Genomic DNA, 26,979 nt, shown 5'->3' with positions numbered 1-26,979 from the left:
GCTTCGCTACCGGGCGCTGAATGGCGGCCCAGCGGGCGTGCGCATGCATCGGGCACGGCCGCGCATTGTGTCAAAGCTGGCGCCGGGCGGCAGTGCCGATCGTGCAATCTCGGAGATTGCGACGCCCTCCGGCATCATGGCGCCTCATGCAAGGACGCCCCGACTTCCGCCTCTACCACGGCAACGCGCTCGACGTGCTCGCCGGGGTGCTCGCCGTGGAAGTCGCGCGCGTGCCCGCCGACGGCGACTGGCTGCGGCCGGACATCGTCCTGGTCCCGCAATTTTCCATGCGCCGCTGGTTGCAGCAGGCGCTGGCCGAACAGACCGGGATCTGCGCGAACCTGCGCTTCCTCACCCCCGGCGAATACGTCGACCTCGCGCTGGACGCCAACCTCGGTCCCGCGCCCGATGCCGACCGCCTCGAGCCCGACGCCCTGCGCTGGCACGCCTTGCGCGAACTGCAACGCCATCCGCCGCCGGCCCTGGAACGCTTCCTCGCGCACGCCGACCCGCGCAAGACCTGGTCGCTGGCCAACGCGCTCGCCGAAACCTTCGAGAAGTACCAGGCCTGGCGCCGCGACTGGCTGCTCGCCTGGGAGCGCCGCGCGCCGAAGGACGATTGGGAAGCGACGCTGTGGCGCGCGATCGCCCGCGACAAGGCGCATCGCGCGCGGCGCATCGGCGACTTCCTCGCGCGTTTCGGCCCCGAGGGCCCCGAAGCGCCGCAAGGCCTTCCGCCGCGCCTGTTCGTCTTCGCGTGCCAGAACGTTTCGCCTGATGTGTTGCAGGTGATCGCCAGCCAGGCGCGCGCGGGCACGCAACATTTCTTCCTCCATTCGCCCGCCCGCGGATTCTGGGGCGACCTCCAGCGCTGGTCCGCGTACACGCCGACCACCGACGAGGCCTACCTCGGCGCGAACGACACGCCGCCCAATCCGTTGCTCGCCGCGTGGGGACAAGCGGGGCGCGATTTCGTCGCGATGCTCGTCGGCGGCGAGATCGCCACGCCATCGTTCGATCTCGCGCCTTTCGTCGAACCCCCGCGCGACACGCTGCTCGGCCGCATGCAGGCCGACCTGCTCGACAACCGCGCGCCGCTGCACGACAGCGACGAGGCCGCATGGCCGCGGCCGCGCGTCGACGTGCGCGACGCGAGCCTCCAATTCCACGCCTGCCATACGCGCCTGCGCGAAGTGCAGGTGCTGCACGATCAACTGCGCGCGCTGCTCGAAGAACAACCGGACCTGCAGCCGCGCGACATCGCCGTGCTCGCGCCGGATGTCGATGCGTACGCGCCACATATCGAAGCGGTGTTCGGCGGCGCACTCGGCACGCCGCGCGAGTTGCCGTACACGATTGCCGACACCAGTCCGCTGGCGACCGCGCCCGTGGCCGAAGCCTTCCTGCGATTGCTGGAACTGCCGCTGCACGCGCCCTCGCTCGCCGATCTGCTCGACCTGCTCGCCGTGCCCGCGATCGCCGCGCGCTTCGGCCTGGAAGATGCCGACCGCATGCGCGTGCAGGATTGGCTCGAAAATGCCGGCGCGCGCTGGGGCCTCGACGCTGCCGATCGCGCGCGCCACGGCGCCGACGGCGACGCGTTCACCATCGAATTCGCGATCGACCGCTTGCTGTTGGGCTATGCGAGCGGCGAGGACGAAGACATCGCAGGCGTCGCGCCATGGCCGGAGCTCGAAGGCCAGGCCGCCGAAGCACTCGATGCGCTGCTGCGCTGCGTCGCGATGCTGCGTGAGATGCGCAGCCGTCTCGCCGGCCCGCATCCGCCCGCGGCCTGGGCGACGGTGCTGCACCGCTTGCTCGACGAGGCCTTCGCGCCAGCGCGCGACAGCAGCGATGCAGCCATCCTGCGTCGCCTGCGTGACGCCATCGGGCGCTTCGCCGACGGCGCGGCGCGTGCGCACTACGACACGCCGGTCGAACACGTCGTGGTCCTCGAACAATTGCGCGACGAACTCGGCCAGGCCGATGCGCGTGCGCCCTTCCTTTCCGGCGGAATCTGCTTCGGCCGCATGGTGCCGATGCGCCTGATCCCCTTCCGCGTCACCTGCCTGCTCGGCATGGATGCGGAGGCCTTCCCCGCGCGCGAAGGCCGCGACCCGATCAATCGCATCGCCAACGCGCTCGGCACGGCCGATCGCCGCAAGGGCGACCCCTCGCGGCGCGATGCCGACCGCTATCTGTTCCTGCAGCTGTTCGCATCGGCCGGTCGCGTGTTGTCGCTCAGCTGGTGCGGCATGGACCCGCGCGACAACAGCCGGCGCGAACCTTCGACGCTCGTCGCCGAACTGCTCGATGCCGCGGCCGCGTACCACGCAGGCGATGCCGAACACGTGCGCGAATCCCTCGTCGTTCGCCATGCGTTGCAACCATTCGCACCCGCGGCTTTCGGCGCCGCGCACGCGGGCGGGACGGTGGAACCGCGCCGTTTCAGCTACGACGCACGCTGGCGCGCGGCCTCCGAAGAAACCGCAGGCGTCGACGACACGCCCGTGTTCGCGCCGCCCACCCTGTGGTTGCCGCCATCGGAGAACGAGCGCGGCGCGCTGTCGCTCGATCGCCTGCGCCGTTCGATGATGCGGCCGCACGCGGTGTACCTGCAGGAAGGCTTGCAGCTGCGCCTCCCGGAAGACGAAGCGCCGCTGGCGGAGCACGAGCCGCTTGGCGCGCCCGATGCGCTCGGCCAATACGCGCTGCGGCATGCGGTGTTTGATGCCTGGATGCGCGCGAGCGGCCGGCCCGACGCGCACGCCCTGCACGCGCGCCTGCTTGCGCGCGCGCTGATCGCGCCCGGTGCGGACGGTCGCGGGCAAGTGGCCGATCTGCTCGAGGAGATCGCGCCCTTCGCGCAGATGGCGCTCGACAAGGGCTTCGGCGATCGCGCGACGCGCGTGCCCTTCGCGCATGAATCCAGCGCCGGCGCCTTGCGCGGAACCTTCGACGGCGTGCATCGGCCGGGCGTGTTGCGCGTGGTGTTGCGGCCCGACGGCCTGCATGGGGGACACGCCGTGCGGCACGGGCTGGAGCGCCTGTGCGCCGCGGTCGCCGGCATCAAGTTCTTCGAACTGGCGCGCGAGAACAAGGAATCGCCGCCGGCCTGGGTCGAGCGCAAGCCGCCGACGCCCAAACGCGCCGCCGCCGCGCTCGACTCGTTCTTCGGCTGGCACGACGCCGCGTTGCGCGCCCCGCAAGTGTTCCTGCCGAAAAGCGGCCACTGCTTCGTGCGCAAACTCGATGGCCGATACGACGACGCGGCGATCGCGGCCGCGACCAAGTCCGCACGCGAAACCTGGACCGGCACGCAGTTCGATGGCGCCGGCCGCGCGGAAGCCTCCCCCGCCACGCGCGTGGCCTTGCGCGGTCGCGACCCGTTCTTCGATGAAGACGAACAGTCGCTGACCCGTTTCAAGTTGCTGTCCGTCTCGCTGTTCAGTGCATTGGCCGATGCAACGCCGCTCGACCCGGAGGCGTACGCATGAGCGCCACCGTCTTCGACACGCCGCTGGATGCGCGCAGCCTGGTCGAAGCCAGCGCGGGCACCGGCAAGACGTATGCGCTCGCGGGGCTGTTCGCGCGCGCGGTGATTGCGCAGCGCCTGCAGGTGCCGCAGATCCTCGCGGTCACCTACACCGTCGCCGCGACGCAGGAATTGCACGAACGCGTGCGCCTGCGCCTGCAGCGCGCCGCGCAACTCGCCCTCGAATGGCGCGACGAGGCCGATACCGCAAGCGACGACGCAGAAACCCGACTCCTGCGCCAACTGTTGCGCGATGCCTTGCGCGACGAACCGCTGCCCGCGCTTCGCTTGCGCCTGCAGCGCGCCGTACGCGATCTCGACCTCGCCGCGATCACCACCATCCACGGTTTCTGCCAACGCCTGCTCGCCGAACACGCGCTGCTGGCCGGCCAACCGCTATTGCGCACCGACATCGAGCCGGGCAACGCCGCGCAACGCGATCGCCTGGCCGTCGTGCTCTGGCGCACGCACTCGCGCAGCGCCGAAGGCGCCGACTTCCTGCAGCGCACTTTCGGAGATGTCGACGATCTGGCCAAGGCATTGCGCGATCTGTTGCCGCTGGAGCCGCTGCTTCCGCCGCCGCCGTCGGGCGATGCGATCGCGCGCCGCGACGCCGCATGGCGCCACCTGCGCGAACAATTCCGCTTGCACGGCGACCAGGACCTCGAAGCCCTGCGCCTGGCCGCGACCAAGCGCATCCTCAAGTCGGGCAAGGAAGCCTTGCCGTTCGAAGCGATCTGGCAATGGTTCGCCGCGCAATCCGACGCCGCGCCGCACCCGCACGAAGACCTCGCCTCGCTCACGCCGACGGGCCTGGTGAAGTGCTGCCCGCCGACCAAGCAGGCGATGGCGCCGCAGCTGTCCATCGGCGATGCGGTGCAAGCCTTCGTCTGCGCGAGCGAAGGCGTGGATCTGTTCCTGCTGCACGCCCTGCGCGCCGATGCGCGTCGCCAGGACCAGGCGATCAAGCGCGACGCGAACGTGCGCGACTTCGACGACCTCGTCGATGCGGTGTTCGCCGCTTTGGAAACCCCGGACGTCGCAGCGGCCTTGGTCGAGGCCCTGCGCGCGCAGTTCCCGCTCGTGCTCGTCGACGAATTCCAGGACACCGACGCGCGCCAGTGGACGATCTTCTCGCGCCTGTTCGGCGAAGGCGGCCTGCTGCTCGTCGGCGATCCGAAGCAGGCGATCTACCGCTTCCGCGGCGGCGATGTGCAAACCTACCTGGACGCGCGCTCGACCGCAGCGCTCGCCGCGCCGCTCGATCGCAATTTCCGTTCGCGGCCCTGCGTGCTCGAAGCGGTGAACGCGGTGTTCGATGCCGCGCCGGCCGATTTGCTCGGCGACGGCATCGCCTTCGCGCCGACGCAAGCCGGCGGTCGCGCCTCCGACTCCGACTTCCTTGTCGATGGTGCGCCCGCGCCGGCGATCATCGTGCAGGAACTTCCCGCGAAGGTCGGCGGCAAGTGGACTGCGCAGGAATCGATCGACGGCGCCGCGCGCAGTTGCGCCCGCGCGATCCGCGACCTGCTCGTGCGCGCCCGCGAAGGCCGCGCCACACGGCGCGATGGGGATGCACAGCGGCCGATCGAACCGCGCGATTGCGCCGTCCTCGTGCGCAGCCATCGCGAAGGCATCGCGATCCGCGATGCATTGACGCATCTCGGCGTGCCCGCCGTCAGCGCCGGCCGCGGCAGCCTTTACGAAACCGAGGAGGCGCAACAGTTGCTCGCGTTGCTGCTTGCCTTGTCGACGCCCGGCGACGAGCGGCGCCTGCGCGCCGTGCTTGCCACGCCACTGTTCGGTTACGACGCCGCTGCATTGCAAGCGCGCGAGGCCGATGGCGACGCGCGTCGTCGTTGGCAGCAGGATCTCGCCGACTGGCGCCTGCGCTGGGAATCGCATGGCCCGCAGCCGATGCTGGCCGATGTCGTCGCGCGTGAGGCGGCACGCATGCTCGCCTTCGCCGATGGCGAACGGCGCATCACGCATCTGTTGCAGCTGTCCGAGCAATTGCAGGAAGTCCGCGCGCATCGCCTCGGCCCGCAAGGCCAGGTCGATTGGTTGCGCGCCGCCATCGCGCATGCCGACCGCGAGGACGAAACGCAGTGGCCCAACCTGGAGTCCGACGCCAGCCGCGTGCAGATCCTCACGCTGCACAAGAGCAAGGGCCTGGAATTCCCGCTGGTCTTCCTGCCCTTCGCCGGCATCGGTCGCGTCAATGGCGGGAAGGCGCGCGTCGTGCAATATCACGATGACAGCGGCCAACGCGTGCGCCAGTGGAAGACCCGCGAACGTCATTCCGGCGCACCGTCGTGGGACGACGCGAACCAGGCCGCGAAGCGCGAAGACGCCGCCGAGGACATGCGCCTGTTGTACGTCGGCCTGACGCGCGCACGCGATGCGATGTGGCTCACGACCGGGCCGCTCGCGTCCAATGCGCAATCCTCGCTGCATCGCCTGTTCGGCGGCGTGCTGCCCCGCGCCGATCTGATCGACGGCAACATCGACGTGCGCGCGCCGGAAGACACGACCGACGATACGCGCCTGCGCCCCGCCGTGCCCGACGCCATCCCCGCGCCGCGCACGCCGCATCGCCGCCTGCGCCGCGACTGGTGGATCCACAGCTTCTCCCAATTGCATCGCCAGCACGCACACGGCGCGCAGGCGCTCGCCGAGGAATCGCCGGCCGACGACGAACGCCCGCTCGCCGTCTTCGAGACCGTCGACCCCGCCCTGCTGCGTTTCTCCGGCACGCGCTTCGGCAACGCCTTGCACCACGCGCTCGAGCACGTGGACTTCGCCGCGTGGAGCGATCCGGAGGCGATGCCCGCCGAGCAACGCGCATTCCTGTGCGATGCCCTGCGTTCCCAGGATTACCCGGAGAGCGATTTCGACGCCGGTGTGCGCGAGCTCGCGCCGCTGATCGCGCGCACGCTCACCGCGCCGTTGCCCGAGGGCGTGCGCTTGTGCGACGTGCCGGCCAGCGCGCGCATCGCGGAGCTCGAATTCCATTTCACCCTCGCCGACGCGGACGCGCCTGCATTGCTCTCCTTGTTGCAGCAACACGGAATCGCCGTGGGGCGTCGCGATTTCGGCGCGTGGCCGAAACTCAGCGGCCTGATGACCGGCAAGATCGACTTGACCTATCGCGTCGATGGCCTTGTGTATGTCATCGACTACAAATCCAATCGCCTGCCGGGATGGGACGCAGCAACGCTGGCGCAAGCCATGGCTTCGAGCGAATACGATCTGCAGGCCCTGCTCTATGCCGTGGCCGTGCATCGCTGGTTGCGCATGCGCCTGGGCAGTCGTGAAGCGGCGACGGCGGCCTTCGGTGGCGTGCGCTATCTGTTCTGTCGCGGGCTCGATGCGGCCGATCCGCAACGCGGCATCGCGGTTCCCGACTTGTCGCCCGCGCTGATCCACGCCGTCGACGATTTGCTCGGAGGCACCGCATGAGCGCGCAACGCGACGACCTGCCGCGCGCCTTCGACCTCGCCTTCGCGCAGACGTTGGCGCGCCGCGAGCCCGACGCCGATCCGCGCGTGATCGATGCCGCCGCGCGCGCTGCATTCGCGATCGCGCAGGGGCACGCTGCGCTCGATCTGGAAGGCGATGCGGGCCTGCGCGATGCGCTCTCCGTGTCGCGTTGGGTCGCACGTCCCGCCGCCGATGCGGTGGCCGATCCGGGCCTGCCGCTCGTGCTCGAAGGCGATCTGCTTTACCTGCGCCGTTACCGCGAATACGAACGCCGGCTCGCCGATGGATTGCGCCGCATCGCCGCGGCGACGATCGACGCCGACGACATCGCTGCGCTCGCGCCGGTCTTCGAACGCTTGTTCCCCGCAGATGCACGCGACGCACACCAGGCCCGCGCGGCCGCACTCGCATTGCGCCATCCCTTGCTGCTCGTCACCGGTGGCCCGGGCACGGGCAAGACGACCACGATCGCGCGCATGCTGTTGCTCGCCGTCGCGCAGGCGCAGCGCGAGGGCCGCACGTTGCGCATCGCATTGGCTGCGCCAACCGGCCGCGCCGCCGACCGCATGGCGCAGAGCCTTCGCTTCGCCGTCGATGCCTTGCGCGAAGCCGGCCTCGACCCCGCGCTGTGCGATGCGCTGCCCGCCGACGCTTCGACGCTGCATCGCCTGCTCGGCGCGATTCCCGACCGCCCGCAGTTCCGTCATGGCCGCGACCTGCCGTTGCCGCACGAGATCATCGTCGTCGACGAAGCCTCGATGGTCGATCTGCCGCTGATGTGCAAACTCGTCGAAGCCGTGCCCGAAGGCGCCCGCCTTGTGCTGCTCGGCGATCGCGATCAGTTGCCGTCGGTGGAAGCCGGCGACGTGCTCGCCGCCATCGCCGATGCCGCGACCACCGTCGAGGCCGCAAGCGACACCACGCTCGAAGCACTGGCCGCGCCGATTGCCACGCCGCGCCACTTCCAGGGCTTGCGCGTCGCGTTGCAGCGCACCTATCGCCAGGTCGATGCGTTCGACCTCGCACCGCTCGCCGCCGCCGTACGCGAGGGCGATGCGGAGCAAACCCTCGCATTGCTGCGCGGTGGCACCTTGCGCAACGTCCACTTCCACGAAGCGGCGATCGACCCGCTCGCGCCGCAGTTGCGCGACACCTTGCTCGCACCGTGGCGTGCGCTCGGCGCCGTCGATGCGGACGCACCGGATCAGATCGAACATGCGCTCGACATCGCCCAGCGTGCGCGCTTGCTCACGGCCTTGCGCAACGGTGCGCAGGGTGCGATCGCGCTGAATGCACGCATCGAAGAAGCGCTGGCCGGCGCGCAGCGCGATCCGTATTTCCACGGGCGCCTGGTGGCGGTGACGGAAAACAGTTATCGGCATGGCCTGTTCAACGGCGACCTGGGCCTGTGCCTGCGCGGCGAAGACGGGAGCGTCGTGTGGTTCCGCACTGCGGCAGGCTTGCGGCCGTTCCATCCGGCGGCGCTGCCCGCGCATGCCGGTGCGTTCGCGATGACCGTGCACAAGGCGCAGGGCTCGGAGTTCGACACGGTCTGGTTGCAACTGCCGCGCCAGTTCGCACGCACGCTGTCGCGCGAACTCGTTTACACCGCGATCACGCGTGCGCGCGACGCGCTGCACCTGTGCGCTTCGGAAACCGTCCTGCGCGAAGCGCTGTCGGTGCGCGCGCAACGCGTGTCGGGATTGGCGCGGCGATTGCGCGAGGCGTGACGATTTCGTTGCGCACGAATTTCTGAACACGCCAGCGCGCGTGCGTTGCCTTGCGTTCAACAAAAACGCCATTGCCTTCACTGTCGCTGCACCACGCAGTTCCTAACTTGCGCACCTCGCGATCAAAGCGCGAGCGTCCCCCACGAGTCAGGAGCAAAAGCACAATGAGCGACATCAAAAAGGACCACAGCATCGGTGAAGGCACGGGTGCAGTGACGGGCGCCGTCACGGGTGCGGCCGTGGGTTCGGCAGCTGGCCCGGTCGGTACCGTGGTCGGCGCGATCGCCGGTGGCGTGCTCGGTGCGAAGGCCGGCGGTTCGATCGCCGAAGCCGTCAACCCGACCGCTTACAACGACCATTGGAAGACCTCGTACCGCGACACCGCTTACTACAACAAGAGCGGCGACTGGTCCGATTACGAGCCGGCTTACAAGTACGGCTACGATACCTACGGCCAGTACCGCGGGCAGAAGTTCGACGACGTCGAACCCGACCTGCAGCGCGGCTGGGAATCGGGCAAGGCGAATTCGCGCCTGGCTTGGGCTGAAGCGAAGGGTGCGGTGCGCGACGGTTGGCATTACGTCGAACGCGCCATGCCGGGCGACGCCGACCGCGACGGTCGCTGATCGCTTGCAGCATTCTCGCTAGCAAGGACTCGCGGTGCGAACGCGCCGCAAGACGAGCCGGGGGAACCCGGACGCAAAGGCCGCCACGTGCGGCCTTTGCTTTTTGGATGACTTCACCGGCCTTGAACGCATCCGCGCCTAGTTTTCGAAGCTCGACACATGGAGCGCGCCCATGAGCATTCTCCGAAAGGACCACGTGGTCGGTACCTCCGGCGCAGCCCTCGCGGGCGGTGCGGCGGGCGCGGCGCTGGGCGCCGTGGTCGCGGGCCCGCCGGGCATGGCGGTCGGCGGCATCGTCGGCGTGGCCCTGGGCGCCACCGCGGGCGACCGCATCGCCGAGGCGCGCGACCGGCGCGAGAACCTGGGCCACTTCGAACAGATCTACCAGTCGATGCCGTACTACCGCGCCGGATATACCTGGCACGACTACGCGCCGGCCTACCGCTACGGCCTGGAAACCTACGAACGCTACGGCGAAGAGACCTTCCAGGAATCCGAATCGATCCTGCAGGGGGCCTGGGAGTCCAATGCGCACTTCGGGTCGCGCATGGCGTGGCTCGAGGCGCGCCCGGCGGTCGAACACGCATGGCGCTCGATGCAGGAAGCGCTCGGCAAGGCCGAGCACATGCCGCCGCCCCGCTAGCCGGTACCATGGCGGCCCCCCCGCAGGACAGCAGGGCCGCCCCCCGATGAGCGACGAACGCAATTCCGTTTCCCGCGCGCAGGCCGAAGAGGCCGTGCGCACCCTGCTGCGCTGGTCCGGCGACGACCCGGCGCGCGAAGGCCTGCTCGACACGCCCAAGCGCGTGGTCAAGGCCTACGAGGACTGGTTCAGCGGTTACGCGCTGGATCCCGACGATTACCTGCAGCGCACCTTCGAGGAAGTCGAGGGCTACGACGAACTCATCGTGCTGCGCGACATCCAGTTCGAGAGCCACTGCGAGCACCACATGGCGCCGATCATCGGCCGCGCGCACGTGGGCTACCTGCCTTCGGGCAAGGTCGTGGGCATCAGCAAGCTCGCGCGCGTGGTCGAAGCCTATGCGCGCCGCTTCCAGGTCCAGGAAAAGATGACGGCGCAGATCGCCGGCTGCATCCAGCGCGCGCTGCATCCGCTGGGCGTGGGCGTAGTGGTGGAGGCCGCGCACGAATGCATGACCACGCGCGGCGTCCACAAGCGTGGTGTCAGCATGGTCACCTCGACCATGCTCGGGACCTTCCGTGAAGACGCACGCACCCGCGGCGAGTTCCTCCAGTTCATCTCCGTCGGCAGCAGCGCCCACCGCTGAGGCGCCGGCGCTCGACTGCCTGATCGTCGGTGCCGGCCCCGCCGGCCTGGTGGCGGCGACTTACCTCGCGCGCTTCCATCGGCGCGCGATCGTGGTCGATGCCGGCAAGAGCCGCGCGCGCTGGATCCCGAAGAGCCACAACTGTCCCGGGTTTCCCTTCGGGGTTTCGGGCACCGAACTGCTGACCAAGCTGCGCGCGCAGGCGACCGGTTACGGCGCCGACATCGTCGATGGGTGCATCGCCAGGCTCGAACGCGACGGCGATGGATTCCTCGCCACCGCGCAGGACGGCAGGCGCTGGCGCGCGACCTACGTGTTGATCGCGACCGGTATCGTCGATGCGATGCCCGCGATGCCGGGGCTGGAGGATGCGATCGCGCGCAACGTCGTGCGCATGTGCGCGGTCTGCGATGCCTACGAAGCCAGCGACGATCACATCGCGGTGTACGCGCCGGTCGACGCGGCGATCGCGCATGCGGTTTTCCTGCGCACGTTCTCGCGCAACGTCGCTGCCGTGCGTTCCGAGCCCGGCGAGCCCAGCGCGGAAAGTGCGGCGCGCGCACGCGAGGCAGGCGTGACCGTCCTGCCGGTCGCCAAGTCGCTCGAACACGATGGCCGCTGTTGTGTCTTCCGCCTCGAAGACGACAGCGTGCATCGCTTCGACACCGTCTATCCGATCCTCGGCGCCAAAGCACAATCCGACCTTGCGACCGCGCTGGGCGCAGCGGTCGACGAGAACGGCGAATTGCACGTGGACGAGCGGCAACAAACCAACGTCGACGGCCTGTACGCCATCGGCGACATCGTCAGTGTGTTGAACCAGATCAGCGTCGCGGTCGGCCATGCCGCGATCGCGGCCACGGCGATCCACAACCGCCTGCCGCCCAACTTCCGCGAAGACCCCGAGGCACAACCGGCGACGGCAGCGGACCTGCCGTCGCCGTGAACTTCAGGAATGCTGGATGCGCGGCACCGCCATCCGGGGATCGTTGGAGATCATCGGATCGCAGGGAATGACCGAACCGTTGGTGCTGTCGAGCACCAGGACGCAATAGTCGGCGTTCAATGCCGCGGTGTTCAGATCGGTGACCGCCGCGTTGTCGGTCGTGTAGGAACTGCTCAATTGCGGCGGCGTGATGTCGCCGCTGAAGGTCACGCCGTTGACGCTGTAGCGGTTGTTGCCGTTGAGGCTGACGTTGATCGTCGCGGTGCCGGCGCCGACGCTCGTCTTCAGGCCGCCGTTGTCCTGGTTCCCGCCGGTGTACTTGAAGCTGTACTGCATCTGCGTGTTCGGTGCGGTGACCGTGACCCAGCCATTGCCGTTGTTGCTGCCGGGTTGCACCTTGAGGTTCACGTTTTCGCTGGGCATGTCGCTGCTCCGTCGGGTGGGGGTCAAACGTGGCGGGGGTCGTTGGAAATCATCGGGTCGCAATCGATCAGGAATCCGTCGTCGCGTTGCACCACGACGAGGTAATACGCCTGCATGGCGTATTCGTTCTCGTTGGAGATGGTCGCGTGGTTGTCGCTGCTATCCTTTTTCACCCATTTCAACTGCGCGTTGTCGTCGCCGGAGAAGGTGACGCTGTGGATGTCGTATTTGGATTTGGATTGGGAGCGGTCGGTTTGCTTCAACTTCACCGAGTACAGCTGCTTCCCGTCGCCCACCTGGGCGTTGAGGTGCCCGCGGCCCTTCTTGCCGCCATCGAAGCGATAGGAATAGGGTTCCTTCGCGTCTTTGTGGATCGCCGTCGTCGCACGCCAGTCGCCGTCGGGCGGATCGCCACGCATCACTTCCAGTCTTGCTTCCTGTCTGTCGTTCATCGCACTGCCACCGTCGGTTTGGAGAGTTGGGACTGCAGGGTGCGCGTCTTGTCCAGCCAGGTGACGACGCGCTCGTTCTTCGGTTCGACGGCGACGATCGCCGCGAACATGCGCTCGGCTTCCGAAGCGATCGGCATCGCGTCGCGCGGCTGCGTCACGCCGACCAGTTGCGCGCGCCAGTAACGCCCGATGCCTTGTTGGCTGAGCCACACGCGATTGGCCGGGTCGTGTTTCACCAGCGCGTCGGATTCGCGATTGGCGGCTTCCGTCGCCATGCGTGCGCCGGCGAAATCGCCGCGCTTGAAACGGACCTGCGCCAGCAGCAACTGCGCGTCCACCCAATCCTTCCGCCATGCGGCGTTGTCGGGTTCCTGCTTGCGCAAGGTTTCGCTGTTCGACAAGAGGTTGGCGTACCAGGTCTCGGCCTCGTCGTAGCGCTTCTGCTGCTCCGCATTCGTGCCCAGCCACGACACGACGATCCCTTCCTCCGAACGCGTCTGCGTGTCGTTCGGGCGCTGCTTTACCCAGCCGCGGAACAACTCGAGTTCGCGTTTCATCGCGTGCTCGGCCGCTTCGTGTTGCTTGCGTTCCTCCAGCAGCACGGCGAGGTTGTGGTAGCCGTAGGCGGCTTCCTTCTGCCAGGCGAAGTTGTTGCGATCCATCGCCGACAACTGCAGCGCACTGTCGCGATAACGCGTGAGCCAGCGTTGCGCTTCGTCGAGGTTGCCCTGCACGTAGGCGACGTTGCCGATCCAGTATTCGGCTTGCGCGCGGTCGAACAGGCGCTGGCCGTTGGACGTGTCGCGCGCGGCGAGCGCCGTCGTGCGCGCATAGGCCTGGCGGAAGGCGCGCATCGCTTCGACGTGGTTGCCCTCCGTCAGCCGCACCTGGCCGATGCCGGTGAGCGAACGCGCCTGTTCTTCGAGTGCGCGATCGTTGAGGTCGCGCGGATCGAGTTCGGCGAAGTAGGTCGTCGCCTTGTCGTCGACGGTGCGCATCAGGTCCAGGCGGCCGACGGTGGTGAGTTTCTTGCGCAGGTCGCCGAGCATGAAGCCGAGCAGGTCTTCGGCCTGCGCCTGCCGCCGCTGTGCATCGTTGCGCGCGACGTGCGCGGTGATGGCCAGTCCCGAAGTGATCGCCATCCCGGCCAACGCGGCGGCGGTGACGAAGGCCAAACGACGGTTGCGCCGCTGCGCCTCGCGCTGCACCAGCGCGTCGTAACCCACGCCCAGGATGCCCGCGACGAGCTTGAGGAACGCGCGATCCTTGCCATCGCCCTCGGGCCGCGCATCGGCCGCCAGTGGGATGCGCCCTTCCTCGATCGTGGCGGGCGGGAAACAGTTGTCGACGGCCGGATCGCCCTCGACGATGAAACAGAAGATGCGGTCGCTCCGCTCCTGCGCCATGAATGCGCGTACTTCCGCATCCACCCACTGCGATCGCGCCGCCGCCGGCGAGCAGATCACCACCAGCGCATCGGATTCGGACAGAGCTTCGCGGATCGTACTGCTGAGATCGCCCGCGGTCGGCAACTCGTCGCGATCGCGGAACACCGCGCCCAATTTCGCCGGAATCGCACCTGCTCGACCGTGCGTTCCCACCAACCGGCCGGGCACGCGATACGACTCCAGGCGACGCAGCAGCCAACGCGCCCAATGGGCGTCGTTGTGGCTGTAGCTGAGGAACGCGCGGTAGCGCACGAATACCGGGCCCCGAAAAGCGGGGCGCATTGGGGGACGTTGTGGGAACGCCCCGCCCCGTGAATCCCGGACACCCATGCGACAAACGGTCACTGATCAGGCAGGGGCATGTCGGGCTAGACTGCACGTCGTCGTTCCGCCAGCGAACCCCCCAGTGACCGCAACCGACGCTCCCGGCGCGCGCAAGGCCGCGCTCGCTTTCATCTTCGTCACCGTCCTGATCGACATCCTCGCCTTCGGCCTCATCATTCCGGTGCTGCCGCACCTGTTGATGGACTTCGTCGGCGGCGACACCGTGCATGCGGCGTACTGGGTCGGCGTGTTCGGTTTCCTGTTCGCCGCGATCCAGTTCGTCTCCGCGCCCGTGCAGGGCGCGATGTCGGATCGCTTCGGCCGGCGGCCGGTGATCCTGCTCTCGTGCCTCGGGCTCGGCGTGGATTTCATCTTCATGGCCGTCGCGCAGACGCTGCCGTGGTTGCTCGTGGGTCGCGTGGTCTCGGCGATGTTCTCGGCAAGCTTCACCACCGCGAATGCGTACATCGCCGACGTCACCGAACCGTCGAAGCGCGCGCAGGCCTACGGCATGATCGGCGCGGCCTTCGGCCTGGGTTTCATCATCGGTCCGGCGATCGGCGGACACCTGGGCGAAGTGAATGTGCGCCTGCCCTTCTGGTTCGCCGCGGGCCTGGCGCTGTTGAACTTCGTCTACGGCCTGTTCGTGTTGCCCGAATCGCTGCCGGTCGAGCGGCGCACCAAGCGCATCGACTGGTCGCACGCCAATCCCGTCGGCTCGCTCAAGCTGCTGCGGCAATATCGCGGGATCTGGGGCCTTGCGATGGTGGTGTTCCTCATCAACTTCGCGCACTACGTGTATCCGAGCGTGTTCGTGCTCTTCGCCGACTTCGCGTACGGCTGGGGCTCGGGCGACGTGGGTTGGGTGCTCGGCGCCGTCGGCGTGCTGAGCGTGATCGTCAATGCGGTGCTGGTGAAGAAAGTCGTCGGTGCGATCGGCGAGCGGCGCGCGTTGTTGCTCGGCCTGTCGTGCGGCGTGGTCGGCTTCTCCATCTATGGCTTCGCGCCGACCGGTGCGGTGTTCCTGATGGGCTTGCCGATCATGTCGTTGTGGGCGCTGGCAATGCCTTCCACGCAGGCGATGGTGACGCGCGAAGTCGGGCCCGAAGTGCAGGGGCGCGTGCAGGGTGCGTTGACGAGCCTGGCGAGCCTGGCGGGCATCGTCGCGCCGGTGATCTACACCTCGGTGTTCGCGTGGTTCATCGGGCCGCATGCGCCGGCGAAGTTGCCGGGCGCGCCCTTCCTGCTGGCCGGTGTGTTGCTCGCGTGCGCGGGGTTGGTGGCGTGGCGCTATGCGAAGACGCACGCGGCGCCGCGCACTGCGCGCGATGACGTCAATCCCGAAGCGGCGACCTGACGCGCGTGATCAGCGTTCGAGGATCGCGACGACGCCCATGCCACCGGCGGTGCAGATCGACACCAGGCACCGCCCGCCGCCGCGCTCCTTCAATTCCTTCGCGGCGGTGGCCACGATGCGTGCGCCGGTGGCCGCGAACGGATGCCCCGCGGCAAGCGACGACCCGTTCGGATTGATCTTCGCCGGGTCGATGCGCCCCATCGGCGCTTCCAGGCCCAGGCGCGTGCGGCAATACTCTTCGCTCTCCCACGCCCGCAAGGTGCACAGCACCTGCGCGGCGAAGGCTTCGTGGATTTCGTAGAAGTCGAAGTCCTGCAGCGTCAGGCCATTGCGCTTGAGCATCTCCGGCACCGCGATGGTCGGCGCCATCAGCAGGCCTTCGCCGTGCACGAAGTCGACCGCGGCCACGTGCGCGTCGCGCAGGTGGCACAGCACTTCGAGGTTGTGTGCGGCGGCCCATTCGTCGCTGGCGACCAGGCACGCGGCGGCGCCGTCGGTGAGCGGCGTCGAATTACCGGCGGTCAGCGTGCCGCGGCCGGAGGTCTTGTCGAAGGCGGGCTTGAGCGTGGCCAGCTTTTCGATCGATGTATCGGCGCGCAGGATGTTGTCGCGCGACACGCCGCGGAAACTCACGACCAGGTCGTCAAAGAACCCGCGTTCGTAGGCCGCGGCGAGCTTGTGGTGCGAAGCCACCGCGAGCTCGTCCTGCGAGTCGCGCGAGATGTTCCACTGCTTGGCCATGTCTTCGGTGTGCTCGCCCATCGACTTGCCCGTGCGCGGTTCGGCGACACCGGGGAAATCGGGTTTGAGCTCGCGGAAGTGGAAGCCCCTGAAGGCGGCCAGCTTTTCCTTCGGCGTCTTCGCCATCGCGGCGGCGAGCAGGCGGCGACGCAGCCGCTGGCCGTAGACGATCGGCACGTCGGAGGTCGTATCCGAACCGCCGCCGATGCCCACTTCGATCTGGCCCGTGGAAATCTTGTTGGCGATGTGCACGATGGTGTCGAGCGAGGTCCCGCACGCGCGCTGCAGCGTGATGCCGGGCGTCAGCGGCGAGAGGCCCGAGGACAGCGCCGCTTCGCGGCCGAGGTTCCAGTCGCTGGAATGCTTGATGACCGCGCCGAGCGCGACTTCACCCAGTTGCTGTCCGTGAAGGCCGAACTTCTCGACCAGGGCGCCGAGCGTTCGCACGGACATGCCGAGGTTGCCCACATCGGCATACGCCGTGTTCTGCTTGCAGAAGGGGATGCGGACGCCGCCGAGGATGGCGACGGGACGGCCGTGCAGCATCGGATGACCTCGTCGATCACAGCCCGCCGCGAGAACCGCCCGGGCATAATGCGTTGCAGTGTAAACCCCGCCACCAGCGGGGCCAATCCACGTTCCCGGCCGACAGATGAACAACGCAACGCCCGACCTCCAATTGCTCGGCGCCCTCGCGCTGGAACTCGCGCCCGGCTCGGATGCGCAGCGCAGCGCGCTGGCCCAGGCCGATGCCGGCGCGCTCGCGCAGAAGATGGCGCAGGATCTGTCGGGCTTCGCCGACGGGGCCGATGCCCTGCAATTGGTGACCGTGGGTGCGCACTACGACGTGGTCGAGTTGCTGCGGCCCGGTTGGCCCCTGCATCGCGAACTCGACCAGCTCGCCGCGCGCGCGCCCGGCGACGCCGCCGGCCGCGTGATCGCCTTCGGTGCGCACGCCGACGCCCTGCCCGGCGCGCTGACGCCGCAGGACGAATACGCCGGCGGCCCGCTGCGCCTGGTGCCTTTCGTCCTCGGAGGCGATGCGGATATCGCCACGCGCGTCGGCGATCTGTTCGAACGCGACCTGATGGAGCGCGGCATGGCCGGCGCTGCGACCGCGTTGCTCGCACAGGAGGCCTTCGGCCTGAAGGTCGAACATGCGCGCTACCTCACGCTGCACGACCTCGCCGCGATGATGGCGATGCAATACGAACACGCGGGTCTTGCACCGCTGTGGCCGATCCTCGAAGCCGCGCTGCTCGCGCCCGATGCGGAAGAATGGCTCGACAACGGGCCCGAGCCCGTCGTGCACTACACGCAGCGCGAAGCGCGCATCGCGATGTTCACGCCGCAAGCCTGGCGCGAACGTTACGCGCCGGAAGAAGCGCATGCGACCGAAGGCCAATGCGACAAGCTCGAGCGCGCGTTCGAATTCTTCCAGGCGCGGCAGCGCCAGTTCGCGGCGGTCCTGCAAGCGCACGGCATCCCGGTGACGTTCGTGTATTGCGATGCGCAACACGACGCGCACGAAGAACTCTGAGGTCTTACGCGCCGCCGTCGGTGCGCGCGAAATACAACCGGTAGCCTTCGTCCACCATGCCCAGCGCTTCGTAGGTGCGCTGGGCATTGGCGTTGTCGCGCTCGACGAACAGGCGCAACCCGACGACGCCCTGCGTCTGCTTCGCCAGGGTCTCCACATGGCGATACAGCGCCGAAAACACGCCTTTGCGGCGGTGTTGCGTCGGCACGTAGACGCTCTGGATCCACCACCAGTCGCCGTTGCGCCAGTCGCTCCACTCGGTGGTGAGCATCAGGGTGCCGACGGGAACGCCGATGGTTTCCGCACCGGCGAACGTCGCATCTTCCATCGCGACGAAGTACCGCGACTTGCGCGGATCGGCGATGCCCGCGGCGACGCCGGCGCGCACCGTCGCCGCATCGAGCTTCTTGCCTTCGGTCTCCATCGCCATCGCCGCATTCCACTCGGCGATCAGCTCGGCGTCCGCCGCATGCGCGGGACGAATCCGGAAGGCGTGCGTCATTGCACGATCTTGATGACCGCGCACGCGACGCGCGCGCCGGCGTTGCCCGCCGGTTGCGAGGTGTAATCGTCCGCCGCCGCATGCACGACCAGCGCACGATCGGCGATGTCGTTCGCCGCGCCACCGCCGAGCGTCACGCCCGCCAAATGGATGTCGAGATTCACCTGGCCCTGTGCATTGGCCGCGATGTTGTCCATGTCGCCCGCGTGGTGCGTCGGCGTATTGGCGCGGCCATGCGGTTGGCCCGCGGGATTGAAATGCCCGCCCGCCGAGCTTGCGTCGGCCGCGGTGCAATCGCCCTTCTCGTGCACGTGGATCGCGTGGACGCTGTTGGGCAGGAACCCGCCGACCGTGCCGGTGAGATGCACGCCGTCGCCCATGGGCACGAGGGTGACGCGGCCGCTGACGAGGCTGCCCGAGGCCGGGGCGAGATTGGCGCGGCCTTCCTTCGCCGTACTGAGGGAAGGCGGCGGCGTCGGCGCGGGTTTCGGCGCGCTCGCGCAGGCGGCGAGCGTGAGCGTGGCGACGATGGCGATGGCGTGGCGCATACGAAGTCCTCCTTGGTCAGTGCCGCTTGCGGCCGGGGCCGAGCTTGCGGGTGAGCGTGTTACGTCCGAGTCCAAGCCGTTGGGCGGCCTCGCCGCGATGGCCGTGGGTATGTTCGAGCGCGGCGTCGAACAGGATGCGCTCGAAACGTTCGCGCGCATCGGCGTGCAGATCGGCCGCGCCCGATGTCAGCCGTTCGCGTGCCCAGCGCGCGAGCGCTGCTTCCCAATCCTCGTCGTGCGCCGTCTCCGGCACCGCGTGTGCGAAGGCCATGTCGAGCTCTGCCGTACCGATCGTGTCGCCGGGCGCGAGCGCCGCCAGGCGCCAGCACACATTCTCGAGTTCGCGCACGTTGCCGGGCCAATCGTATTTGCGCAGGCGGTCGAGCGCCGGCTTCGCGAAGCGCTTGGCCGGTGCGCCGAGTTTGCGCGCGGCCGCGGCGAGGAAACGTTCGGCGAGTGCCGGTACGTCTTCGCGGCGATCGCGCAAGGGCGGCAGATGCAGGCGCACCACATCCAGGCGATGCAACAGGTCCGCGCGGAACTTGCCTTCGGCGACGAGACGTTCGAGTTGCTGGTGCGTGGCGGCGATCACGCGCACGTCGACGCGGATCAATTCGCGACCGCCCACGCGGAAGAACTCCCCTTCGGCGAGCACGCGCAACAGGCGCGTCTGCAACGGCAGCGGCATGTCGCCGATTTCATCGAGGAACAGCGTGCCGCCGTCGGCTTGTTCGAAACGCCCGACATGACGCTTCTGCGCGCCGGTGAAGGCGCCGGCTTCATGGCCGAACAGTTCGCTCTCGAGCAGTTCGGACGGAATCGCAGCGGTGTTCAGTGCAACGAAAGGCCGATGCGCGCGCGGCGATTCGCGATGCAACGCGCGCGCGACGAGCTCCTTGCCCGTGCCCGTCTCGCCCGTGATCAGCACCGACAACGGCGCTTGCGCCAGGCGACCGATGCTGCGGAACAACGCGCGCATCGCGGGCGTGTCGCCGATGAGTTCCTGGTTGGGCGCGCTCGTGGGCGCGAGCGCCGTCGCATGCACGTTCGCCGCCGGCAGTGCGCGGGCCGCGATTTCCACCGCCGCGTCCAGGTCGAAAGGCTTGGACAGGAATTCGTATGCGCCGCCGCGGAAGGCGCCCGCGGTGCTGGCGATGTCGGTATAGGCGCTCATCACGATGACCGGCAATTGCGGTGCGGCGGTCTTCAACTTCTCGAGCAGTGCAAGCCCGTCTTCGCCCGGCATGCGGACGTCGGTGAACAACAGGTCGGGTGCGCCACGCGAACGCAGCGCATCGAGCGCATCGCGCGCGTTTTCGAATCCGTCGACTGCATGGCCGGCCTCGCGCAAGGCCGTGGCCAGGACGAAGCGCACGGCGCGATCGTCGTCGACGATCCACACGCGCGCGGCGTTGTGTGCCTCAGTCGACATGACCGCCCTCCTCCGCTTCGTCTTCCAGCCACAAAGGCAACAACAGGGTGAACACCGTGTGCCCCGGTCGCGAGCGATAGGCGAGCGAACCGCGATGTTCGCGCGCGACTTGCTGCGCGAGCGCGAGCCCCAGGCCACTGCCGGCCGCGTGCCCGCTCACCAGCGGCAGGAAAATGCGCTCGGCGAGTTCTTCCGGCACGCCACGCCCGTCGTCGACGATTTCCAGGCGCATCGCGAGCGGATGCGGCACGTCGCCGATGCGCACGCCGTGTTCGGCGCGCGTGCGCAGGGTGATGTTGGCCGCGCCGGCGTCGATCGCATTGCGCACGAGATTCCACACGGCTTGCGTGAGGCGATCGCCATCCCCGAGCACATCGGGCAACGATGGGTCGTAGTCGCGCACCAGGCGCAGCGCCCAGCCTGCATCGCTTTCGGCCAGGCGCAGCACGCGTTCGAGCACCGCGTGGATGTTCACCGGTTCGAACGGCCGCGGCGGCGCAGGGGACAGCAGGCGATCGAGCAGGCCAGTCAGGCGGTCGACTTCCGATTCGATCAGCGAAACCAGCTCGCGGCCCGTGTCGTCGTTCGCCACGCGACGCGACAACAATTGCGCGGCGCCCTTCAAACCGGCGAGGGGATTGCGCAGTTCGTGCGCGAGCCCCTTCAGCGCGGCGGACAAGGCGCTGGGCAAAAGCTGCGCGGGATCGTCGCCGGGAAACTCGTCGACCGGATGCGCCTCGATCCACCAGCCCCCGCCCTCGCGCGCGGTCAGGGTGACATCGGCGAAGCGCGGCACCTCGGTGCCGGGGAAGGCGAGCGGGATCCGGCGCAGGCGCGCGCCCTCGCCTTGCCCCGAAATGGCGCGAACGAACGCATCGCCTTCGAACTCCAGCGCGGCCAGAGGGACCCCCGCCAGGCGCTTCGCGCTAACCCCGAGCCACCGCGCGCAGGCCGCGTTCGCGCCTGCGATCCGGCCGTCGGCGCCGGTCCAGGCGACTGGCGTTGCAAGCGCATCGAGGTCGGGAGGGGCGGCCAGCATTGCACCAATGTAGTGCTAAAGCCCGCGGGGCTCAACGCTGTAATGAAGCCTCGATTTCCAGATTCTCGCGATCGCGGCCCACGGACGCCGCGGCCACCAGCGCCCCGCCGCGGAAGTACCGCGCGGTGAAATCCTGCGCCGCCAACGCGCCATCGATCTCCACGCGATCCCATTTGCCCGCGTAACCGCAGTAGCGCACTTCGACGCCCTGGTGATGTGTCCAGAAGAAGGGCACGTCATCGAAGGCGCGGTCTTCGCCGAGGATGTTCGCGGCCGCGCGTTGCCCCATGCGCTGCGCGTGCACCCAATGCTCGACGCGTGCGTGCTGGTCGCCGATCGGGAAGCGCGCGACATCGCCCGCGGCGTAGTGATCGGGCAGGGAGGTTTGCAGGTGGGCGTCGACGACGATGCCATCGTCGACCGCAAGTCCTGCTTCTTCGGCGAGCGAGGTGCGGGGCGCGACGCCGACGCCGACGATCAACACATCGCACGCGACGCGCAATCCGCTTTCGCATAGCAATGCGGTCCCATCGAAGCTCGCAGGCTTCTCGCGCAGATGGAATTGCACGCCCTTGTCCGCGTGCAGCGATTGGATCCACGCGCCGAGTTCTGGGCCGAGTGCGCGTTCCATCGGCACCGCATCCGGTGCGACGACATGCACGTCGAGTCCGCGCGTCCGCAACGCGCCCGCCGCTTCCATGCCGATGAAGCCGGCGCCGACGAACGCGACAGCGCGCGCATCGCCGCAGGCCGCGATGATCGCGCGCGCGTCGGTGAGCGAGCGCAGCGCAAAGACATTCGGGCGGTCGAAGCCCGGCAGGCGCAAGGGCCGCGGCGCCGCGCCGGTCGCGATCAACAGCGCGTCGTAAGCGATGCGATCGCCTTCGCGCAGCACGACGTCGCGCGCCTTCGGATCGATGGACACGACCTTGCTGCCGACGCGCAGGTCGATCTTGCGCCTGGCGTAATGCGCCTGAGACGACAACGGAATCCACTCCTCGGGCATGTTGCCGACGAGGTAGTCCTTCGACAGGTTGGGGCGGTCGTACGGCCCATCCGCATCCGCGCTGAGCATCGTCAGCGACCCGGCGTGCCCGAGATCCCGCAAGCGTTCGGCGGCTGCGAAGCCTGCAGCGCCACCGCCGATGATGACGATGCGCTCGCGCGGCGTGCGCGGCTGCGGCGTGGCGTGTTTCCCGTGCGTCTGCTCACGCACGAAGACCGTGTCGCCTTCGATGTCCACGCGCCATGTCGGCACGCGACCGAAGGCCGGCGCCTTGCGCGCGAAGCCATCGCGCAAGCTGAAGCACGCGTGGTGCAACGGGCAGCGGATCTCCTCGCCGACCCGCAGGCCTTCGGCGAGTGGGCCGCTGTAATGCGAGCAGGTCCCGCCGACCGCATGCAGCCCATCGTCCAGGCGCGCGATCAGCACCGCGTTCTTGCCGACGCGTCCGCCCAGCACGCCCTCGGCAGGCACGCTCGCGAGCGGCACGCCTTGCGCGAAATCAGGGCCCGGTGGCAACTCATCGGTATGCGACATGGGTGGATCCTCCGCGTTGCGCGATCTTCCTCCGATGGACGCACCAGCGCGAGCGACGTTCCCGGGAACCTCGCGCACACCCGCGCATCCGATGAAAAACCCCGGAGAAACCCGATGCTCGATGCTCGCCTGCAGCTGATCGACCCGCAATCCGCGTCCGCCCCCGACGACGCGCGCCCCTCGCGCCACGAAGCCGAAGCCGCGATCCGCACCCTGATCCGCTGGGCCGGCGATTCCCCCGCGCGCGCAGGTCTGGTCGACACCCCGGCCCGCGTCGCGCGCGCCTACGAAGAATGGTTCGGCGGATACGCCATCGACCCCGACGCATTGCTCGCGCGCGATTTCGAAAGCGCCGGCTACGACGACATCGTGCTGCTGCGCGACATCCCCGTGCGTTCGATGTGCGAACACCACATGGCGGCGATCCGCGGCGTCGCGCACGTCGCCTACCTGCCGGGCGAACGCGTGGTCGGCATCTCGAAACTCGCGCGCCTGGTCGATGCCTACGCGCGCCGCCTGCAAATCCAGGAGCGCCTGACGTGCGAGATCGCCGACACGCTCGACCGCGTGCTGCAACCACGCGGCGTGGCGGTGGTGATCAAGGCCTCGCACGAATGCATCGGCTCGCGCGGCATCGCGATGCACGGCGTGGGCATGGTGACCAAGCGGTTGCTGGGGGATTTCGAACGCGAACCTTGGCGCAGCGAGTTGCTGGCGTCGTTGGCTTAGGGCAAGCGCCAATCGATCGGCGTCATCCCGTGGCGAACCAGATATTCGTTCGCCTTCGAAAAATGCCCGCAGCCGATGAAGCCGCGATGCGCGCTCAGCGGTGAAGGGTGGGGCGCTTTCAACACGCGATGTTTCGATGTGTCGATCATCTTGCCCTTCGCCTGCGCGTAAGCGCCCCAGAGCATGAAGACCAAGTGCTCGCGTTCGCGGTTCAGCGTCTCGACGATGTGGTCGGTGAAGCCTTCCCACCCCTTGCCCTGGTGTGCGCCGGCGCGGCCTTCTTCTACCGTCAGCACGGCGTTCAACAGCAGCACGCCTTGCTCGGCCCAGTGATCCAGGCAACCGTGCGCCGGCGTCGGGAGGCCGAGGTCGCGTTGCAGTTCCTTGAAGATGTTCACCAGCGATGGCGGCGTCGCGGTGCCGTGTTGCACCGAGAAGCACAGCCCGTGCGCCTGGCCGAAGCCGTGATACGGATCCTGGCCGAGGATGACGACCTTGACCTTGTCGAAAGGCGTGGCATCCAGCGCCGCGAACATCTGCGGCGCGGGCGGAAAGACGCGTGCGCCCTTCTGCATGCGTTCGCGGAGGAAAGCGCGCAGCGTTTGCATGTCTTCGCGCGCGAGGTAATCGGCCAGGCGCGCCTTCCAACTCGGATCCAGGCGAATGCGGTCGCCCTCGCCCGTGGCCGCAGCCTCGCTCATGCGTCGATGCTGCGCTGCTCCGGCAGCTTCGCCACGCGCAGCTGGAACAGCGTCTTGGTCACGAGCAGGCGTTCTTCGATGGGCTTGAGCACCAGGTCGTTCGCGCCTTCGCGCAACAGGCCGGACTGGTTGTCTTTGTTCTCGTCGCCGGTCATCACCAACACCGGCAACTGGCGCTTGTTGTAGCCGAAGTCGTTGCGGATGCGCGCGAGCAGGTCGCGGCCGCTGAGCTCGCCCTTGAGATACACGTCGCTGAGCACGAGGTCGGCGCCCGGTGCTTCGTCGCCGTCGCGATTGGCTTCCAGGTACTTCAACGCGTCTTCCGCGCTGATCGTGTGCACGACACTGAGGCCCTGGCGTTCGAGCATGCGCTTGGTGGCCATCGCGACGACGCGGCTGTCTTCGACATACAACACGCGCGCACCTGCGACCGGCTCGGGTTGCACGTAGCCGCGGATGAACGCGGCCAGTGCCGTGTGGCCGAGGCCCTTGTCGAAATAATCGGTGACGTCTTCGCTCAGGCTGCGGCTTTCCAGGCGCGCCTGCGCTTCACCGGACACGACGATCACCGGCACGTAGGCCTGGCCCGACGCGGTGCGCACTGCCTTGGCGACCGTGAGGCCGTCGCCGTCGGCGAGGATGAGCGCGGTGGTGACCAGGTGGAACGGGCCGGTTTCGAGTGCGGCCTTCGCTTCTTCCAGCCCCGCGCAGCCGATGACTTCGACGTTCGGCAGTTCCTTCATCAACACGTCGCCGATCAACTTGCGCACGAGTTTCGAGCCGTCGACGACCATGACGCGCGGCGCGTCGCTGATCAGGTGCCGCAGGTCGGCGGGCGCCTTGCTCATCGCGTCGGCCGCGTCTGGCGGAGGAAGTGGCCTGTCACGATGCCGGCGCCGACCCAGCCCAGCAAGGTCGCGCCGCCCAGGACGATCGCGGCCTGCACGGCATCCACGCCCCGCAAGGTGAACCCGCTGCCGTAACTGCCCGCCAGTTGCGCGAGCGGCTGTTGCAACGCCATCCACGCGCCGGTGAGCAAGGCGAGCGCGAGCGCGCCGGCGCCCAGGCCGTACCACACGCCCAGATAGAGGAAAGGCCGGCGAATGAAACCGTCGGTGGCGCCCAGCAACTGCAGCACGCCGATTTCCTCGCGACGCGACTGGATGTCCAGCCGCACCGTGTTGCCGACCACGAGCAATGCGCCCAGCCCGAGCAGCCCCGCGAGCACGAGCGCGACGCGGCCGCCGAAACGCAGCCAGTTGTCCAGGCGCGTGCGCCACTTCGCGTCGTGCTGCACGAGATCGGCCTCGGGCATCGTCCGGAGCGATTCGGCCAGCACCGATTCATTGCCGCGCGGCGCGATGAGCAGCAGCCACGGCAACGGATTCGCATCGCCGGTGGCGGCGAGCGCGTCGACCGCCTCGCCCAGGCCGTCGCGTTCGCGCAAGGTCTGCAAGCCCTGGTCGGGCGAGCGCACATCGACCGATGCGACATCCGCGCGCTTGCGCAGCTGCCCGGCGATGGCATTCGCGCGCGTCGCGTCGGTGCCCTCTTTCAGATACACCGCGACCTGGCGCGAGCTTTGCACTTGCCCGGCGAAACGTTCGACATTCGCAAGCACGATCCACAGCCCGAGCGGCAAGGCGAGCGCCACCGCCATCACGCCGATGGTCAACAGCGTGGCCCACGGCTTGCGGAACACCCGGCCGAGGCTGGCGATGAAGCTGTAAAGATGATGGTCGACCCACGCGCCGAGGCCGCTGGAATGCACGCGGCGATCCCGGGTGTTCGCGGCACGGCCATTCGGCGCAGGCATCGCGCCGACCTGTTGCTCAGGCATCGGCGAGTTCCTCCGGCGCGATGTCGTCGGCCAGCTTGCCCTGGTCGAGCACGAGCACGCGCTTGCGCATGCGCTTGATCAGGCCGAGGTCGTGGCTGGCGACGAGCACGCTCGTGCCGCGTTCGGGCAGGGCGGCGAACAAGGCGAGGATTTCCGCCGACAGCGTGGGGTCCAGGTTGCCCGTGGGTTCGTCGGCGACCAGCAGCATCGGTTCGGCGACCAGCGCGCGCGCGATGCCGACGCGTTGCTGTTCGCCGGCCGACAACTGCGAGGGCAGGGCCTTCTCGCGCGGGGCCAGGCCCAGGCGATCGAGCATCGAACGCACGCGCTTGCCGATCTCGCCGCGCTTCATGCCGCGCAGGATCAGCGGCAGCGACACGTTCTCGCCGACCGTGCGATCCATGAGCAACTGATGGTTCTGGTAAACCACGCCGACCGAGCGGCGATGCAGCGCGATCTTGCCGCCGCGCACCTTCGCCAGGTTCTTCTCGTCGAAGAGCACCGCGCCGCGCGAGGGGCGCTCGGCGAGTTGGATCAACTTGAGCAGCGTGCTCTTGCCCGCGCCGGAGTGGCCGGTGACGAACAGCATTTCGCCCGGCGCGACCGTGAAACTGACATCCGTCAGTGCAACGTGGCCGCCGGGGTATTGCTTGCTGACGTTGTCGAAGCGCAGGACCGACATGGGCGGAGTATGGCGCGATTCGCCACGCCAGCGAAGGCGGGGTGCACCGTTGTGCGAACCCCGCCTGCCGAC

General features: G+C 68.5%; 23 protein-coding genes. 10 read left to right on the top strand and 13 right to left on the bottom strand.

Features of this window, described 5'->3' with window-relative positions:
* The first annotated feature begins 146 nt into the window (after positions 1-146).
* The 7 genes from recC (at position 147) to AB4059_RS07380 (ending at position 11,609) form a co-directional block, all read left to right on the top strand.
* Positions 147-3,497 (top strand): exodeoxyribonuclease V subunit gamma, encoded by a 3,351-nt coding sequence (gene recC / locus AB4059_RS07410; protein WP_498978102.1) that lies wholly within the window; start codon positions 147-149, stop codon positions 3,495-3,497.
* Complete coding sequence (locus AB4059_RS07405; RefSeq protein WP_498978099.1) at positions 3,494-6,997, top strand: UvrD-helicase domain-containing protein; 3,504 nt, start codon at positions 3,494-3,496, stop codon at positions 6,995-6,997. The genes recC and AB4059_RS07405 overlap by 4 nt, the downstream gene beginning before the upstream one ends.
* Positions 6,994-8,748: an exodeoxyribonuclease V subunit alpha gene (gene recD / locus AB4059_RS07400; RefSeq protein ID WP_498978097.1), complete on the top strand. Its 1,755-nt coding sequence runs from the start codon at positions 6,994-6,996 to the stop codon at positions 8,746-8,748. Before AB4059_RS07405 ends, recD begins: the two co-directional genes overlap by 4 nt.
* Before the next feature lie 164 nt (positions 8,749-8,912).
* Positions 8,913-9,374, top strand: a complete 462-nt coding sequence (locus AB4059_RS07395; RefSeq protein ID WP_498959291.1) for a hypothetical protein — start codon at positions 8,913-8,915, stop codon at positions 9,372-9,374.
* A gap of 172 nt (positions 9,375-9,546) precedes the next feature.
* Positions 9,547-10,017: a hypothetical protein gene (locus AB4059_RS07390; protein ID WP_498959290.1), complete on the top strand. Its 471-nt coding sequence runs from the start codon at positions 9,547-9,549 to the stop codon at positions 10,015-10,017.
* A 46-nt stretch (positions 10,018-10,063) separates the two neighbouring features.
* The gene (folE, locus tag AB4059_RS07385; protein WP_498978095.1) at positions 10,064-10,663 is read left to right on the top strand and encodes a GTP cyclohydrolase I FolE; all 600 of its coding nucleotides are present in this window, start codon (positions 10,064-10,066) and stop codon (positions 10,661-10,663) included.
* Positions 10,596-11,609: an NAD(P)/FAD-dependent oxidoreductase gene (locus tag AB4059_RS07380; RefSeq protein ID WP_498978094.1), complete on the top strand. Its 1,014-nt coding sequence runs from the start codon at positions 10,596-10,598 to the stop codon at positions 11,607-11,609. Before folE (AB4059_RS07385) ends, AB4059_RS07380 begins: the two co-directional genes overlap by 68 nt.
* Before the next feature lie 3 nt (positions 11,610-11,612).
* Here the strand turns inward: AB4059_RS07380 and AB4059_RS07375 are convergent, their stop codons facing one another.
* From AB4059_RS07375 to AB4059_RS07365, 3 genes are read right to left on the bottom strand one after another with little or no spacing between them, the layout of a single operon-like run.
* Positions 11,613-12,032, bottom strand: coding sequence for a hypothetical protein (locus AB4059_RS07375; RefSeq protein WP_498978092.1), 420 nt, complete (start codon positions 12,030-12,032; stop codon positions 11,613-11,615).
* A gap of 23 nt (positions 12,033-12,055) precedes the next feature.
* Positions 12,056-12,484 (bottom strand): hypothetical protein, encoded by a 429-nt coding sequence (locus AB4059_RS07370; RefSeq protein WP_498978090.1) that lies wholly within the window; start codon positions 12,482-12,484, stop codon positions 12,056-12,058.
* A complete protein-coding gene (locus tag AB4059_RS07365; RefSeq protein ID WP_498978088.1) occupies positions 12,481-14,184 on the bottom strand; it encodes a toll/interleukin-1 receptor domain-containing protein in 1,704 nt (567 codons plus the stop codon). Before AB4059_RS07365 ends, AB4059_RS07370 begins: the two co-directional genes overlap by 4 nt.
* Before the next feature lie 154 nt (positions 14,185-14,338).
* On the opposite strand from AB4059_RS07365, the gene AB4059_RS07360 reads away from it, so the two are divergent.
* Complete coding sequence (locus AB4059_RS07360; protein WP_498978086.1) at positions 14,339-15,613, top strand: TCR/Tet family MFS transporter; 1,275 nt, start codon at positions 14,339-14,341, stop codon at positions 15,611-15,613.
* Between the two features lie 9 nt (positions 15,614-15,622).
* On the opposite strand, the gene AB4059_RS07355 is transcribed toward AB4059_RS07360, so the two are convergent.
* Positions 15,623-16,900, bottom strand: coding sequence for an acetyl-CoA C-acetyltransferase (locus AB4059_RS07355; RefSeq protein ID WP_498978084.1), 1,278 nt, complete (start codon positions 16,898-16,900; stop codon positions 15,623-15,625).
* Between the two features lie 106 nt (positions 16,901-17,006).
* On the opposite strand from AB4059_RS07355, the gene AB4059_RS07350 reads away from it, so the two are divergent.
* Positions 17,007-17,894: a hypothetical protein gene (locus tag AB4059_RS07350; RefSeq protein WP_498978082.1), complete on the top strand. Its 888-nt coding sequence runs from the start codon at positions 17,007-17,009 to the stop codon at positions 17,892-17,894.
* 4 nt (positions 17,895-17,898) lie between these two features.
* Here the strand turns inward: AB4059_RS07350 and AB4059_RS07345 are convergent, their stop codons facing one another.
* The 5 genes from AB4059_RS07345 to AB4059_RS07325 are packed head-to-tail and all read right to left on the bottom strand — an operon-like array spanning position 17,899 to position 22,955.
* Complete coding sequence (locus tag AB4059_RS07345; protein WP_498978080.1) at positions 17,899-18,396, bottom strand: GNAT family N-acetyltransferase; 498 nt, start codon at positions 18,394-18,396, stop codon at positions 17,899-17,901.
* Positions 18,393-18,944, bottom strand: coding sequence for a superoxide dismutase family protein (locus AB4059_RS07340; protein WP_498978078.1), 552 nt, complete (start codon positions 18,942-18,944; stop codon positions 18,393-18,395). The genes AB4059_RS07345 and AB4059_RS07340 overlap by 4 nt, the downstream gene beginning before the upstream one ends.
* Before the next feature lie 16 nt (positions 18,945-18,960).
* Positions 18,961-20,376 carry a nitrogen regulation protein NR(I) gene (ntrC, locus tag AB4059_RS07335; RefSeq protein WP_498978076.1) on the bottom strand — a complete coding sequence of 472 codons (1,416 nt, stop codon included), beginning with the start codon at positions 20,374-20,376 and terminating at the stop codon, positions 18,961-18,963.
* Complete coding sequence (locus AB4059_RS07330) at positions 20,366-21,415, bottom strand: two-component system sensor histidine kinase NtrB (protein WP_498978074.1); 1,050 nt, start codon at positions 21,413-21,415, stop codon at positions 20,366-20,368. The genes ntrC and AB4059_RS07330 overlap by 11 nt, the downstream gene beginning before the upstream one ends.
* A gap of 31 nt (positions 21,416-21,446) precedes the next feature.
* Positions 21,447-22,955 (bottom strand): FAD-dependent oxidoreductase, encoded by a 1,509-nt coding sequence (locus AB4059_RS07325; protein WP_498978072.1) that lies wholly within the window; start codon positions 22,953-22,955, stop codon positions 21,447-21,449.
* Between the two features lie 114 nt (positions 22,956-23,069).
* Between AB4059_RS07325 and folE (AB4059_RS07320) the strand changes: the two genes are divergently transcribed.
* Entirely contained in the window at positions 23,070-23,684 is a 615-nt protein-coding gene (gene folE / locus AB4059_RS07320) for a GTP cyclohydrolase I (protein WP_498978070.1), read from the top strand.
* Here folE (AB4059_RS07320) and ung read toward each other — a convergent pair.
* The 4 genes from ung to ftsE are packed head-to-tail and all read right to left on the bottom strand — an operon-like array spanning position 23,681 to position 26,907.
* On the bottom strand, positions 23,681-24,385 hold the full coding sequence (ung, locus tag AB4059_RS07315; protein ID WP_498978068.1) for a uracil-DNA glycosylase: 705 nt from the start codon (positions 24,383-24,385) through the stop codon (positions 23,681-23,683). The genes folE (AB4059_RS07320) and ung overlap by 4 nt on opposite strands.
* Positions 24,382-25,233 carry a response regulator gene (locus AB4059_RS07310; protein ID WP_498978066.1) on the bottom strand — a complete coding sequence of 284 codons (852 nt, stop codon included), beginning with the start codon at positions 25,231-25,233 and terminating at the stop codon, positions 24,382-24,384. The genes ung and AB4059_RS07310 overlap by 4 nt, the downstream gene beginning before the upstream one ends.
* Positions 25,230-26,201 carry a permease-like cell division protein FtsX gene (gene ftsX / locus AB4059_RS07305; RefSeq protein WP_498979030.1) on the bottom strand — a complete coding sequence of 324 codons (972 nt, stop codon included), beginning with the start codon at positions 26,199-26,201 and terminating at the stop codon, positions 25,230-25,232. The genes AB4059_RS07310 and ftsX overlap by 4 nt, the downstream gene beginning before the upstream one ends.
* A gap of 16 nt (positions 26,202-26,217) precedes the next feature.
* Positions 26,218-26,907 (bottom strand): cell division ATP-binding protein FtsE, encoded by a 690-nt coding sequence (gene ftsE, locus AB4059_RS07300; RefSeq protein WP_498978064.1) that lies wholly within the window; start codon positions 26,905-26,907, stop codon positions 26,218-26,220.
* Positions 26,908-26,979 lie beyond the last annotated feature (72 nt).

The organism is Lysobacter sp. 2RAF19 (genome assembly GCF_052115395.1).
In the GTDB taxonomy this organism is placed as follows: domain Bacteria; phylum Pseudomonadota; class Gammaproteobacteria; order Xanthomonadales; family Xanthomonadaceae; genus Noviluteimonas.
Note: the sequence above shows the minus strand (reverse complement) of the source record. Positions and strands in the feature narration are given on the sequence as shown.

Bases quoted from the DNA above. Each gene is read 5' to 3' on its own strand.
- recC (WP_498978102.1), top strand. From the start codon at position 147: ATGCAAGGACGCCCCGACTTCCGCCTCTACCACGGCAACGCGCTCGAC.
- AB4059_RS07405 (WP_498978099.1), top strand. From the start codon at position 3,494: ATGAGCGCCACCGTCTTCGACACGCCGCTGGATGCGCGCAGCCTGGTC.
- recD (WP_498978097.1), top strand. From the start codon at position 6,994: ATGAGCGCGCAACGCGACGACCTGCCGCGCGCCTTCGACCTCGCCTTC.
- AB4059_RS07395 (WP_498959291.1), top strand. From the start codon at position 8,913: ATGAGCGACATCAAAAAGGACCACAGCATCGGTGAAGGCACGGGTGCA.
- AB4059_RS07390 (WP_498959290.1), top strand. From the start codon at position 9,547: ATGAGCATTCTCCGAAAGGACCACGTGGTCGGTACCTCCGGCGCAGCC.
- folE (WP_498978095.1), top strand. From the start codon at position 10,064: ATGAGCGACGAACGCAATTCCGTTTCCCGCGCGCAGGCCGAAGAGGCC.
- AB4059_RS07375 (WP_498978092.1), bottom strand. From the start codon at position 12,032: ATGCCCAGCGAAAACGTGAACCTCAAGGTGCAACCCGGCAGCAACAAC.
- AB4059_RS07370 (WP_498978090.1), bottom strand. From the start codon at position 12,484: ATGAACGACAGACAGGAAGCAAGACTGGAAGTGATGCGTGGCGATCCG.
- AB4059_RS07355 (WP_498978084.1), bottom strand. From the start codon at position 16,900: ATGCTGCACGGCCGTCCCGTCGCCATCCTCGGCGGCGTCCGCATCCCC.
- AB4059_RS07350 (WP_498978082.1), top strand. From the start codon at position 17,007: ATGAACAACGCAACGCCCGACCTCCAATTGCTCGGCGCCCTCGCGCTG.
- AB4059_RS07345 (WP_498978080.1), bottom strand. From the start codon at position 18,396: ATGACGCACGCCTTCCGGATTCGTCCCGCGCATGCGGCGGACGCCGAG.
- AB4059_RS07340 (WP_498978078.1), bottom strand. From the start codon at position 18,944: ATGCGCCACGCCATCGCCATCGTCGCCACGCTCACGCTCGCCGCCTGC.
- ntrC (WP_498978076.1), bottom strand. From the start codon at position 20,376: ATGTCGACTGAGGCACACAACGCCGCGCGCGTGTGGATCGTCGACGAC.
- AB4059_RS07330 (WP_498978074.1), bottom strand. From the start codon at position 21,415: ATGCTGGCCGCCCCTCCCGACCTCGATGCGCTTGCAACGCCAGTCGCC.
- AB4059_RS07325 (WP_498978072.1), bottom strand. From the start codon at position 22,955: ATGTCGCATACCGATGAGTTGCCACCGGGCCCTGATTTCGCGCAAGGC.
- folE (WP_498978070.1), top strand. From the start codon at position 23,070: ATGCTCGATGCTCGCCTGCAGCTGATCGACCCGCAATCCGCGTCCGCC.
- ung (WP_498978068.1), bottom strand. From the start codon at position 24,385: ATGAGCGAGGCTGCGGCCACGGGCGAGGGCGACCGCATTCGCCTGGAT.
- AB4059_RS07310 (WP_498978066.1), bottom strand. From the start codon at position 25,233: ATGAGCAAGGCGCCCGCCGACCTGCGGCACCTGATCAGCGACGCGCCG.
- ftsX (WP_498979030.1), bottom strand. From the start codon at position 26,201: ATGCCTGCGCCGAATGGCCGTGCCGCGAACACCCGGGATCGCCGCGTG.
- ftsE (WP_498978064.1), bottom strand. From the start codon at position 26,907: ATGTCGGTCCTGCGCTTCGACAACGTCAGCAAGCAATACCCCGGCGGC.